Source organism: Paraburkholderia sp. GAS333, assembly GCF_050435665.1.
Lineage (GTDB): Bacteria > Pseudomonadota > Gammaproteobacteria > Burkholderiales > Burkholderiaceae > Paraburkholderia > Paraburkholderia fungorum_A.
Genome location: NZ_JBNDKS010000009.1, coordinates 73,510 through 85,580, shown reverse-complemented (window position 1 = coordinate 85,580; position 12,071 = coordinate 73,510). Strand labels below are relative to the sequence as shown.

Genomic DNA, 12,071 nt, shown 5'->3' with positions numbered 1-12,071 from the left:
CTAAATCTTTCGACTCGCCAACGTGACTATGTTGGATCGCCAACGTAGCAATGTTTGAAGCGATTGTTGCAAATAGCCACTATCAACGATGGGCGATACCTGGGCCAGGTGGAGTGGCCTATGCTCGCGGTTCCGGTTTGCCTGTACTCATCACATCACGCGCGTTCAGATCATCATCGACATCACCTCACTTCACCCTTCTACCGTGCATGCTGCCGCGACCGAGGCGCCCTCCGCCGCGTTACGCACGCTGCTGCGCAGTGTCGGCCAGATCGTGCTGCAAGCGAACGCCTTTACCGGCGCGTGCCTGCTCGCCGCGTGGTGGCTGGCCGACCCGCGGCTTGCGTGCGCGGCGTTGATGGGCGCGATATCGGCGAATGTGAGCGCGATTCTGGCGGATACGCGCGACCATCCGAATCGCGACGACGAAATCCGTGCCGGATTGCATGGCTTCAATGGAGCACTTGCCGGTCTCGCCGCGTTCAGTTTCATCGCCGATTCCGGGACTGCGGCTGCCGTGACGATTCTCGCCGCGACCGGCACAGCGTGGCTCATCAAGCCGATGTCGCGCTGGTTGAGTGTGCGCGGCCTCGGATACTTTTCGAGCCCATGTCTGCTCGTCACATGGTTCTGGCTGCCGATGCTCGCGAACCATGCCACTCCGGCCAGCGCGCTCCAACCGCACGCGATGGTCGCCGGTAGCGCGCTGCAATGGAGCAGCGGCTTACTCGCCGGTTTCGCGCAAACCGGCTTCGCGTCGGGCGCATTGCCGGGCTTGCTGGTGCTGACCGGAATTGCAGCAGCATCGCGTAGACACGCATTCGCCGCGCTAATCGGTGCGGCACTCGCGAGCGCCGCTCACCTCGTTCTCCACGCATCCCCAAGCTCGTTCGATGCCGGCCTGTTAGGATTCAACGGCGCGCTCACTGCGCTCGCGCTGATCGACTACGGCGGGTTGTCGATGATCGGCGGCGTCATGTTGTCGGTCGTGTTGCAAGCCATAGCTGCCCGCTTAGGATGGCCTGCGATGACCGCACCGTTCGTCATCGCGACGTGGAGCGTGCAGTGGCTCGGGCGACGTGTCGCACAACCCGCCTGACTCAAGGATGCCGAGCGCAGCCAACCGATAGCAGCCCCCGGCGATCCGGCAATTGCAGGAGACACACATGTCGTTCACCCATACCCCCGCAGCCCGCATCGCTGAAACGCGGCCGCCCTCCGATGCTGAGCAGCAGACCCGCGTCGACCTCGCGGCCGCCTATCGCCTCGCGGCGCTCAACGGCTGGGACGACCTGATTTACACCCATATCTCGGCGAGCGTGCCCGGCGAACCTGGCCATTTCCTGATAAACCCATTCGGCTTCGCGTTCGACGAAGTGTGCGCGTCGAACCTCATGAAGATCGACGTCGCGGGCAATGTGGTTGGGGCGAGCGAGCATGCCGTCAACGCGACGGGCTTCGCGCTGCACGCGGCTGTCCACGTTGCGCGTGCCGACGCGTTCTGTGTGATGCATCTGCACAATACGGCGGGGGTTGCCGTTTCCGCGCAGCCCGACGGCTTGCTGCCGGCGTCGCAACACGCGCTGCGCTTCTATGGAAAGCTCGCCTACCACGACTACGAGGGCCTTGCGTTCACGCCCGCCGAAGGAGACCGCCTCGTCGCCCATCTCGCCGACAAACCCGCGATGCTTCTGCGCAATCACGGCACATTGACTGTCGGCCGTACGGTCGCCGAGGCCTATGTGCTGATGGCGACCCTGCTCAAAGCCTGCGAGATCCAGATCCAGGCACAAGCCTGCGGCACGGCGCTCGTCGTGCCCGACGCGGCGATTGCCGCGCGCACGGCCGAACAGTTATTCGATGGCGGCGCAGTCGAAGGCGTCCTCGAATGGCCCGCGTTGCTGCGCAAGCTCGACCGGATCGACCGCTCTTACCGGCACTGAATTTCCGCCTACTTTTTTAGCAAATACTTTTTACCGGAGCCGTCATGCCCACGTTTCATATCGAACTTTTCGAAGGCCGCTCACTGGATCAGAAACGCGAGTTCGTCGAAGCCATCACCAAGGCGACCTGCGATTCGCTCGGCGTCGAACCCAATTCGGTGGACATCATCCTCACCGAAGTGAAGCGCGAAAACTGGGCGACGGGAGGACGTTTGTGGTCTGAAGCGTGACGAATTGCGCTGAATGGTGGCCGTAAATTTTTGTCCAGCGTTGTGTGGACCCAACAATCTGAAAGGCTTTGTCGGCGTCAGCGCGACGGCAATTGCTGCTGAACGCGCTCGTTTTCCCATTCAGCGGAACGTGAACTGCATGCGTTGAGTGCGATTGTTGCGGAGAAAGCGACGGAGCGAATGCACCACACGAGGGAATTCGCGCGTGAACCGAAGATGAGATTGATTGAGTCAAACCATGGACAGGTCCGACGTGCGTGGCACTGAAAAGCTGCGCGACGCAAAGGCTGCGCGCGTTGCGCGCGCAGCCCGCAATACCCGAAGCAACGCGTACCTGCAACGCGTTGCCGTGGCGGCATCACACTACGCCGCCACTAAACTACCCAATCAGAACTTGACGATGATGCCTGCGCCAACAGCAACCTGGCTGCGCGACGACGACGGTGCGCTGTTCTGACCGTCACCGATGTCAGCCGTTGCGTTGATGATGCTCTTGCCATCCTTGCCAAGCGTCTTGCCGCCTGCACGTTGATAGGCTTCCAGTGCATACAGACCCGTACGCTTGGAGAGGCTGTAGTACTGCGACAGGTTGAACTGGTTGTAGCTAGCCGCGCTCGTGATGCCGTTCGACTGCGTTGCACGCGTGTAGCTATAGCCAGCTGCCAGATCCAGAGCCGTGAACGGCTTGTAGTGCAGCACAACACCGCCCGTGTTCCAGATCGCCGTGCCCGTGAACGCCGAGGCGATGCCCGGAGCGTATTGCACGTTCGAGTAGGCGAACGACACGTCCCACTGCGAGTTGAACGCGTAGCCGCCGTTCACTGCAATGCGCTGTTGCTTGGCAGCCGTCTGGAAGCCGTTGTTGATCGCCGAGATACCGGCTTGCGCGCCGTTGTTCGACGTCGTCGAGTTCGCGCCCCACGCGCCGCCGGACGTGTTGCCGTTGTCGATGCGCTGGATACCTGCTGCGAGGCCGAACGGACCATACAGGTACTGTGCTGCCGCGCTCCAGGTTTGACCTGCGGCGAAGCTGCCCGGCGTGCCGCCCAGCGAGTACGAACCGCTGACCGTCAGGCCGCCGAACTTCGGCGACGTGTACACCAGCGAGTTGTTCGCGCGGTACAACGTGTCCATCGAGTCGATATCACCCGGGTGTGCGCCGTATGCGCCCGTCAGCCACGTGGTCGGGCTGTACGTCGACAGCAGCGTGTAGTACGACGTGTACTGACGGCCCATCGTGAACGTACCGTAGTTGGCATTCGCCACGCCGACATACGCCTGGCGGCTGAACATCAGACCCGAAACGCTCTCAGCACCCGTCGCACTGTTGAAGCCCTCTTCCAATTGGAAAATGGCCTTCGTGCCGCCGCCCAGATCTTCCGAACCCTTCAGGCCGAAACGGCTGCCCGCCCAGATACCGTTGATCATCTTGACCTGCGAACGGCCGCCGGCATTCGAACCGAGTGCTGCCGAGCTGCTTTGGTAGCCGATACCCGTGTCGACGATACCGTACAACGTCACGCTGCTTTGTGCATGCGCGCCCAGGGCGACCAACCCCAGTGCTGAAGTGACGAGTGCCTTTTTCATTTCTACTCCTTGTTAAGAACTTTATTTATGTGCGACCTTGAGCAAGCGCCGCTGAGTGTGGAATGTATCTACTTAGAACACAGGGTGGCCGTTGATGATGCTCGGCAACCAGGTGGAGAACATAGGTACGTACGTGACGATATTGATGGCGCTGAAGATAGCCAGGTAATACGGCCATGCCACCTTGGTGGTTTCACCAATCGACACATTGCCAATCGCGCAACCAATGAACTGCACGGACCCGATCGGCGGATGCACGAGACCCAAAGCACAGTTCAGCAGAATCATGATCCCGAACTGCACGGGACCGACGCCGTTGTGCATCGCCATCGGCAGGAACAGCGGCGTGGTGATCAGAATGTGCGCCGCCATGTCGACGAACGTGCCGAGGAAAATCTGGATCAGGTTGATGTAGAGCAGCATCAGCCACGGCAACACCGTTGCGCCGTCGAGCATGCGCTCGATCGCGTCCGGGATCTCCAGATAGGCCATCTGGAAGCGCAGCATGTTCGACACGCCGATCAGCAGCAGCACCACCCCCGTGGTCTTGGCGGCTTTTGACAGCGCATGACCGAGCTTCTTCATCGTCATCGTGCGATATACGACGATGGTCAGAATCAGCGAGTAACCCACGGCAATCGCGGCGGCTTCCGTGGCGGTGGCAATACCCTTGGCCACGCACACCAGAATGATCGCGATCACCATCAGACCCGGCACTGCGCCGAGGAAAGTGCGAGCGACCGCCATCCAGCCGGGGAAACGCTGCAGTTCGGTCGAACCGTCCGGGCGACGCGGATAACCGTATTTGACCGCTTGCCAGTAGGCCGCGATCAGCACGAAACCCATCACCCACAGCACCGGCAGAAGACCGGAAAACAACAGATCGCCAATCGACACGCCGCTCATCTGCACGCCATTCAACGTGCCGGTGATGCCCTGCGCGGCGAACGCGTAAATGATCATGTTGGTCGAGGTGGGCATCAACGCACCCGCCAGCGACGAGTGCGTCGTCACGTTGACGGCGTAAGCGGCGCTATAGCCTTCGCGCTTCATCAGCGGAATCACGACGCCGCCCATCGCGGACGTATCCGCAGTCGGCGAACCCGACACGCCGCCGAACAGCGTGCACGCGACCACGTTGGCCATGCCGAGACCGCCGCGGAAGTGACCCACGGTGGCCTGCGCGAAACGCAGGATGCGATCGGCGATCCCACCGTGCAGCATCAGTTCGCCGGAGAAAATGAAGAACGGGACCGCGAGGAACGAGAACGCGTTCATGCCCGAGATCATCGACTGCATCGCAGTCGCCGCCGGCAAACCTTCATACAGATACGTGAGGACGCACGAGAGCCCCAACGCGAATGAAACCGGAACCCCTAGAACGAGGAAGACGAGAAAACTGACAGCAAGGAGGGCAAGTTCCATGATTGTTCTATTTTTGTTTCTTGACGAAGAGCGCCAGCAGGTGCTCGAACGAGAACAGCGCAATGCAGACGCTGGCGACGACCGGAATCAGATAACGCACTCCTTCTGGAACGCCAATGATCGGAATCCGGTCCTCCATCGTGGTCATCGCCATTTCCGAGCAGCCGAAGAAAACCGCCACCGCAAAAGCGATCAGGCAAAGATGCTGGATCCCCGCAGCAATGGCCTGGCCCTTCAGCGAAAGATTCTTCACGAGCGAGTCGAGCCCGATATGGCCGCCTTCGCGAACCTTGAGCGCGGCGCCGAACATCGCGATCACGATCACCAGCAGCAGCGCGATCGGCTCGACGTAATCGGGTGCGTCGTTGAAGACATAGCGCATCACGACGCTATAGATCACCAGCAGACAGAGAGTGGCGAGGCTGGTCGACGCAACGACGACCAGCGCGCGAAAAAGAAAATCATTTGGGCGTTTCAGGAAACTCATGACCCCGTCCTTGCTCACGACAGACCTAACTTCACTATTTAGCAATCCTGCTGTGCTTCACCAGCCGGCAACGGCGCGCGGCGAAAGAGCCCGCGGAACTTCCGCAGGGCTCTCCTCGCCGTGGCCGATGCCTGTGCAACCGTCTTTAACTGATGCCGAAACTTATTTGATTGCCTGGATCTCGTCGACGAGCTGCTTCATTTGCGGGGTCTTTTCGTACTTCGCCCACACCGGCTGCATCGCCGTCACGAAAGCCGCGCGGTCGATCTGCGCCGGCTGGACGATCGACGCGCCGCCCTTGGTGACCGTCTTCGCTGCGTCGGCTTCACGCGCGGTCCACAGCTTCTGGTAGTACGGCACCGAGTCGGCCGCCGCCTTCTTGATGATCTGCTGCTCCTGCGGCGTCAGCGTGTCCCACACCTTCTTCGAGAACACCAGCACTTCCGGGGTCATCGAATGCTGGGTTTCCGAATAGACCTGCGCGACTTCGAAGTGCTTGGTTTCTTCGTACGACGGAATATTGTTTTCCGCTGCGTCCACCAGACCCGTCTTCAGGCCCGTATAGACTTCGGCGAACGGCATCGGCGTCGGCGTGCCGCCCATTGCCTTGATTTCGTCGACCATCAGATCCGAAGGCTGCACGCGCACTTTCAGGCCCTTCATGTCGGCGGGCGAATGGATCGCGCGCTTGGCGTACATCGAACGCGCGCCGCTCTCGTAGAACGTCAGCGCGATCATGCCCTTCGCGGCGAACGCGTCGAGAATCTTCTGGCCTTCCGGGCCGTACATCACCTTGCGGAAATGGTCGATGTCGCGGAACAGGAACGGCAGCGACGGAATCATCGATTCGGGAACGATCTCGTTGAACGCGGCACCGTTGGCACGCGCCATGTCCAGCGCACCGATACGCACCTGGTCGATGGTGTCGTTTTCCGAACCCAGTGCGCTGTTGCCGAACACCTTCACGGAATCCTTGCCACCGGTTGCCTTGTTGATCTCTTCACCCATGTACTTCACGGCCATATTGGTCGGATAGGTGTCGCCGTGCACGTCCGCGACGCGGAACGTCCGCGCATGTGCCGACACGGTGCTGAATGCGAGCACCGAAGCCGCGACGATCATCGAAACACGGGAAGAGGCAAACTTCTTGTTCATCGTGACATTCCTTGAAAAGTTGACACCCTGAGTGGTGGATGCCGCTTGGTTTTAATGTGTCTCACGGATGCGCACTCGCGGGCCTGGGCGGCTGGCGGCGCACTGCCGCGCTGGATCGCGCTATGTCCCCGGCGCGATGCTCAGCACTCCAACTTGCTTCTTGTACTTCGATTACGTCGATTTAAATCTGGCGTACTAACGGCCCGCCTATACAGCCCCGATGGATTCAGGCTGTAATCTCGAAATTCACAGAAAGGAATTCGTTTGGGCTTATACGTTGTACGACGACATATGAAGTCTATAAAACGCGTTTTGACTTGTACAGACGGTATTTACCCGCAGAATTGGGACGCGCGGTAGAGATGACCGGCTCGGTGAACCGCGAGGCCCCGCGCCAGCTAGCGCAGAGATCGGGAGGAGATGACGATGGGTCGAAGCGGCTGTGCTTTTATAGCGTAGTCACGGTAAAAACGTGGCCTAAACGCGACACATGTTGTACGACGAGTGATGAATAAAACACACGAAAGTGTAAGGCGCCGGGTGCGATAAGCCCCGGCGCATGCAACGTGTAAGGCCGGCTTTACAGTTCGCCGGCGAATTCCGGCTCAGGCAGGCCGGTGACGCCCGGGCGCACGGCGAATACATGTCCGTCGTGCTCGCTCGCACCCGTCGCGGGGCGAATCGATGTCACAAACAACGTGTCCAGATCGCGGCCACCGAACGCGCACATTGCTGGCTTGACGGCCGGCACGGCCAGTTGACGATCGAGCTTGCCTTGTGGCGTGAAACGCAGCAGCTGGCCGGCGTCGTTCGCGCAGATCCAGTAGCAGCCGTCAGCGTCCACCGCCGCGCCGTCCGGCCGGCCTACGTGATGATTCAGGTCCGCGAATATGCGACGGTTGCGCGGCTCGCCCGACGCGATGTCGTAGTCGAACGCCCAGATCTGCCGGCGCAGCGGATGCGAGTCGGACAGATACATCGTCGTGCCGTCCGGCGACCAGCCAAGACCGTTCTGCGTAATCAGCCCGTCGATCACCGGCGCGGACAGCACGCCCTGCGCGTCGTAGCGATACAGTTCGCCGGCCGGATTGGCCGCCGACATGTCCTGGACCATCGTGCCGGACCAGAAGCGCCCTTGCCGGTCGCAACGGCCGTCGTTGAAACGCATGTCGGCGAACCGGAACGACGGCGCGGCGAGCTTGCGCACGGCGACATTGCCGCCCGCTTCGTCCAGCGTCACCGCGAACAGTCCGGTCTCGCAACCGGCCAGCACGGTGCCGTGACGGTCGAACGCGATACAGGCCACCTTCTCCGGCAACGTCCATTCGGTGCGCACGCCCGAGCCGACTGCCAGGCGAACGATTTTCTGCGCCGGAATGTCGACCCAGTAAAGCGCCTGCTCGGCGGCACGCCACACCGGGCTTTCGCCGACACCTGCGGGCGCCTGCCCTGCTCCCTCAAGCCGCTCGACGCGCGGACCGAACGTCGCGCTCACCGCTTCGGCTCCATCGGACCGGCCAGCACGAACGGGCCGCCCTGGAACAACTGGGTCGGATCGTCGAAGTTCTGGTCGGGCGCACCCGCCGGGAACAGATGCTCGAACTGCTCCGAGCTATCTTGCGGACGGAAGCCGAGGAACGCAGCCTTGGTGTTGTCGACCCACGAAATACGGTTGTTCGACACGCCATAGACGATTGCGTGACCCACGCGATTGGTGAACAGCGAGCAGCGGATCAGTTCGATGAAGTCGCGATAGCTCAGATACGTGACCAGCATGCGCGCGGACTTCGGCTGTTCGAACGACGAGCCGATCCGCAGGCACACGGTCTCCAGACCAAAGCGGTCGAAGTAGAAACGCGACAGCGATTCGCCGAAGCACTTCGTCACGCCGTACAGGCTGTCCGGACGCAGCGGCGCGTCGATATCGACCACCGACGTCACCGGATGGAAACCCACCGCGTGATTCGAGCTGGCGTAAATGATCCGCTTCACGCCCTGCTTCTGCGCAGCCGAATACAGGTTGTAGAGGCCGCGAATGTTCGCTTCGATCAGCTCTTCGAACGGCGCTTCGACGGAAATACCGCCGAGGTGGATGACGGCATCCACGCCTTCGAGCAACGCGTGAACCGCGGCTTCGTCGGCGAGATTGACGATGGATGCCTCTTCATGATCGGCGACCTCGCCGAGCGGCGCGATATCGGTCACACGCACGATATCGGCCCACGCGGACAGCGCGCCGCGCAATTGCTTGCCGAGATTGCCGGCGGCGCCCGTCAGCAGCAGACGATGGAACGGCTTCTTTGCCGCGGAGCGGTCGGAATTCGAGTCAGTCATGTCTCTTTATTTGATGGGAGTGCGGTCGGGGTGTCAGTCGATTCGGGGAAAGCCCGGCCATGCGGCAGAACAGCGGCATGACCAGGCTCAGCCGGGAATCAGGTCACCGGCGCCGGGTTGAACAGCGTCAACGCATTATGCAGCTTGAGTTTTTCCGCACAGGTCTCTTTGCGGCCGCTGGCGACGTCGAGCATCAGGCGGAACAGTTCCCAACCCACGTCTTCAATCGTCGCCGCGCCGGTGGCGATCGTGCCGGCGTTGATGTCCATCAGATCGTGCCAGCGGCGCGCCAGGTCCGAGCGCGTCGCGACCTTGATGACGGGCACTTCGGCGAGGCTGTACGGCGTACCGCGGCCGGTCGTGAACACGTGCAGATTGATACCCGCGGCCACCTGCAGCGTGCCGCAGATGAAATCGCTTGCCGGCGTCGCCGCGTAAATCAGGCCCTTCTGACGAACCTTCTCGCCCGGCGACAACACGCCCGAAATGGCCGAGTTGCCCGACTTGATGATCGAGCCCATCGCCTTTTCGACGATGTTCGACAAGCCGCCCTTCTTGTTACCAGGCGTGGTGTTCGCGCTGCGGTCCGCGCCGCCGCGCTTCAGATAATCGTCGTACCACTGCATCTCGCGGATGATCTCCGCCGCCACTTCCGCGTTGGCTGCGCGGGCCGTGAGCTGATCGACGCCGTCACGCACTTCGGTGACTTCGGAGAACATCACGGTCGCGCCGGCGCGCACCAGCAGATCGGTCGCGAAGCCCACCGCGGGGTTGGCGGTCAGGCCGGAGAACGCATCGCTGCCGCCGCACTGCACGCCGATCACCAGATCGGACGCCGGGCAGGTTTCGCGACGGCGGTTGTTCAGGCGCTTCAGATGACCGTCGGCCATCTTCATGATCGACTCGATCATCGACTGGAAGCCGACGTGCGCGTCGTCCTGCAGCACCACCACGTCGCCGTTCAGGTCGGCCGCGACATCGCCGATGTCCGCGACTTCCGATACATTCGCGGCCGCCGCGATAGGAATCGTGCCCGGCGGCATCAGACGCTCGGGTTGCAGCTTTTCGCAACCCAGGCTGACCATCATCACTTCGCCGCCGAAATTCGGATTCAGACTGATGTTACGGACCGTGCGGATCGGCACCATCGCGTCCGGTGCGTCGATCGCGACCCCGCAGCCGTACGTGTGGCCGAGGCTCACCACGTCGTCGACATTCGGATACTGCGGCAGAAGCTCGGCCTTGATACGCGTCACTGCGTGCTGAACGACGTCGGCCACGCACTGCACCGTGGTCGTGATCGCGAGAATGTTGCGCGAGCCGACCGAGCCGTCCGCGTTGCGGTAGCCCTCGAATGTGAAGCCTTCGAGCGGCGGCATCTCCGGCGCCTTGATCGTCGCGATGGGCAGGTCTTCGAGTCCGGGCGGGCTCGGCATGCGGATCACGTGTTCGTTGATCCAGCTGCCCTTGGGCAGCGCCTTCAGCGCGTAACCAATCACCACGTTATAGCGGATGACCTCGTCGCCCTCGGCCAGATCGGCCAGCGCGACCTTGTGGCCTTGCGGCACGCGTTCGCGCAGCACGAGACCGTCGGGGAATGTCGCGCCCTCGCCGAGACCGCCGTCGTTGACGACGATCGCGACATTGTCATTGGGGTGAACGCGAATGTAGAGCGGGGATTGTTGTTCCATTGCATCGATCCTTTTGGCGATATGAGCCTGCTGCGAGCCTGCCGCGCCAGCTATTCATACGTCATCCTACAACATGGGACATGACGTGGATGTTCCGTATTTACCCTATAACAACCATTATGCCGTGAAAACCCCGTTGAGTTCGTCGATTTGTTGTTGTACGATGACGTATAAGAAATGTCCATTTCGACGGATCTACCCCATACCGATTCAATACTGACCTAGTACAGACGCCTGGATACTCATCATGACGACACCGCAGGAACTCAAAGCAATCGTTTCGGAAGGTCTGCTGTCCTTCCCCGTCACCGACTTCGACGCACAAGGCAACTTCCGCGCCGACACGTACGCTGAGCGCCTCGACTGGCTCGCTCCGTACGGCGCATCGGCGCTGTTCGTGGCGGGCGGCACGGGCGAATTCTTCTCGCTGACGCATGACGATTACTCGAAGGTCGTGAAGACCGCCACCGAAGTCTGCAAGGGCAAGGTGCCGATCCTGGCGGGTGCAGGCGGCCCGACGCGCGTCGCGATCGACTACGCGAAGGAAGCCGAGCGTCACGGCGCCAACGGCATTCTGCTGATGCCGCATTACCTGACCGAAGCCTGCCAGGAAGGTATCGCCGCGCACGCTGAAGAAGTGTGTAAAGCCGTGCCGAACATGGGCGTGATCATCTACAACCGCGCCAATTCGAAGCTCAACGCGGACATGCTCGAAGGTCTGGCGGAACGCTGCCCGAACCTGATCGGCTTCAAGGACGGCGTGGGCGAGATCGAAAACATGGTGACGATCCGCCGCCGTCTGGGCGACCGCTTCTCTTACCTCGGCGGCCTGCCGACCGCAGAAGTCTACGCAGCGGCATACAAGGCGCTGGGCGTGCCGGTGTACTCGTCGGCCGTGTTCAACTTCATCCCGAAGACGGCGATGGACTTCTACCGCGCGATTGCCGCCGACGACCACGCAACGGTCGGCAAGCTGATCGACGACTTCTTCCTGCCGTACCTGAAGATCCGCAACCGCCGTGCTGGCTACGCAGTCAGCATCGTCAAGGCCGGCGCGAAGCTGGTCGGCCACGACGCAGGCCCGGTCCGCGCACCGCTGACCGACCTGACCGAAGAAGAAATGGGCATGCTCGACGTGCTGATCAAGAAGCTCGGCGCGCAGTAATGCAGCCGCCACGGTCGCGGCAACATCGCGGCCGTGCGACGAGGGCCGCTTGAC

11 protein-coding genes are annotated in these 12,071 nt (G+C 61.5%); 4 read left to right on the top strand and 7 right to left on the bottom strand.

The features are described from left to right. Positions 1 to 205 precede the first annotated feature (205 nt). The 3 genes from ABH945_RS32025 to ABH945_RS32015 all read left to right on the top strand — a co-directional run bounded on the left by ABH945_RS32025 (position 206) and on the right by ABH945_RS32015 (position 2,173). Positions 206 to 1,099 (top strand): urea transporter, encoded by an 894-nt coding sequence (locus ABH945_RS32025; RefSeq protein WP_429253395.1) that lies wholly within the window; start codon positions 206 to 208, stop codon positions 1,097 to 1,099. A gap of 67 nt (positions 1,100 to 1,166) precedes the next feature. After that, positions 1,167 to 1,943 (top strand): class II aldolase/adducin family protein, encoded by a 777-nt coding sequence (locus ABH945_RS32020; protein ID WP_429253327.1) that lies wholly within the window; start codon positions 1,167 to 1,169, stop codon positions 1,941 to 1,943. 44 nt (positions 1,944 to 1,987) lie between these two features. After that, positions 1,988 to 2,173 (top strand): 4-oxalocrotonate tautomerase, encoded by a 186-nt coding sequence (locus ABH945_RS32015; protein ID WP_074768120.1) that lies wholly within the window; start codon positions 1,988 to 1,990, stop codon positions 2,171 to 2,173. Between the two features lie 387 nt (positions 2,174 to 2,560). Here the strand turns inward: ABH945_RS32015 and ABH945_RS32010 are convergent, their stop codons facing one another. The 7 genes from ABH945_RS32010 to garD all read right to left on the bottom strand — a co-directional run bounded on the left by ABH945_RS32010 (position 2,561) and on the right by garD (position 10,852). After that, on the bottom strand, positions 2,561 to 3,760 hold the full coding sequence (locus tag ABH945_RS32010; protein WP_074768118.1) for a porin: 1,200 nt from the start codon (positions 3,758 to 3,760) through the stop codon (positions 2,561 to 2,563). 72 nt (positions 3,761 to 3,832) lie between these two features. Next, the gene (locus ABH945_RS32005) at positions 3,833 to 5,185 is read right to left on the bottom strand and encodes a TRAP transporter large permease (RefSeq protein WP_074768116.1); all 1,353 of its coding nucleotides are present in this window, start codon (positions 5,183 to 5,185) and stop codon (positions 3,833 to 3,835) included. A gap of 7 nt (positions 5,186 to 5,192) precedes the next feature. Beyond that, the gene (locus ABH945_RS32000) at positions 5,193 to 5,672 is read right to left on the bottom strand and encodes a TRAP transporter small permease (RefSeq protein WP_074768114.1); all 480 of its coding nucleotides are present in this window, start codon (positions 5,670 to 5,672) and stop codon (positions 5,193 to 5,195) included. A gap of 162 nt (positions 5,673 to 5,834) precedes the next feature. Beyond that, a complete protein-coding gene (locus tag ABH945_RS31995) occupies positions 5,835 to 6,827 on the bottom strand; it encodes a TRAP transporter substrate-binding protein (protein ID WP_074768112.1) in 993 nt (330 codons plus the stop codon). A gap of 580 nt (positions 6,828 to 7,407) precedes the next feature. Then, on the bottom strand, positions 7,408 to 8,322 hold the full coding sequence (locus ABH945_RS31990; protein WP_429253326.1) for an SMP-30/gluconolactonase/LRE family protein: 915 nt from the start codon (positions 8,320 to 8,322) through the stop codon (positions 7,408 to 7,410). Continuing rightward, a complete protein-coding gene (locus tag ABH945_RS31985) occupies positions 8,319 to 9,161 on the bottom strand; it encodes an NAD-dependent epimerase/dehydratase family protein (protein ID WP_429253325.1) in 843 nt (280 codons plus the stop codon). Before ABH945_RS31985 ends, ABH945_RS31990 begins: the two co-directional genes overlap by 4 nt. Before the next feature lie 98 nt (positions 9,162 to 9,259). Beyond that, entirely contained in the window at positions 9,260 to 10,852 is a 1,593-nt protein-coding gene (gene garD / locus ABH945_RS31980; protein ID WP_429253324.1) for a galactarate dehydratase, read from the bottom strand. A 247-nt stretch (positions 10,853 to 11,099) separates the two neighbouring features. On the opposite strand from garD, the gene kdgD reads away from it, so the two are divergent. Then, on the top strand, positions 11,100 to 12,017 hold the full coding sequence (kdgD, locus tag ABH945_RS31975) for a 5-dehydro-4-deoxyglucarate dehydratase (protein ID WP_074768106.1): 918 nt from the start codon (positions 11,100 to 11,102) through the stop codon (positions 12,015 to 12,017). Positions 12,018 to 12,071: the final 54 nt, after the last annotated feature.

Coding starts and splice junctions, on each gene's coding strand:
- ABH945_RS32020 (WP_429253327.1), top strand. CDS start 1,167: ATGTCGTTCACCCATACCCCCGCAGCCCGCATCGCTGAAACGCGGCCG.
- ABH945_RS32015 (WP_074768120.1), top strand. CDS start 1,988: ATGCCCACGTTTCATATCGAACTTTTCGAAGGCCGCTCACTGGATCAG.
- ABH945_RS32010 (WP_074768118.1), bottom strand. CDS start 3,760: ATGAAAAAGGCACTCGTCACTTCAGCACTGGGGTTGGTCGCCCTGGGC.
- ABH945_RS32005 (WP_074768116.1), bottom strand. CDS start 5,185: ATGGAACTTGCCCTCCTTGCTGTCAGTTTTCTCGTCTTCCTCGTTCTA.
- ABH945_RS32000 (WP_074768114.1), bottom strand. CDS start 5,672: ATGAGTTTCCTGAAACGCCCAAATGATTTTCTTTTTCGCGCGCTGGTC.
- ABH945_RS31995 (WP_074768112.1), bottom strand. CDS start 6,827: ATGAACAAGAAGTTTGCCTCTTCCCGTGTTTCGATGATCGTCGCGGCT.
- ABH945_RS31985 (WP_429253325.1), bottom strand. CDS start 9,161: ATGACTGACTCGAATTCCGACCGCTCCGCGGCAAAGAAGCCGTTCCAT.
- garD (WP_429253324.1), bottom strand. CDS start 10,852: ATGGAACAACAATCCCCGCTCTACATTCGCGTTCACCCCAATGACAAT.
- kdgD (WP_074768106.1), top strand. CDS start 11,100: ATGACGACACCGCAGGAACTCAAAGCAATCGTTTCGGAAGGTCTGCTG.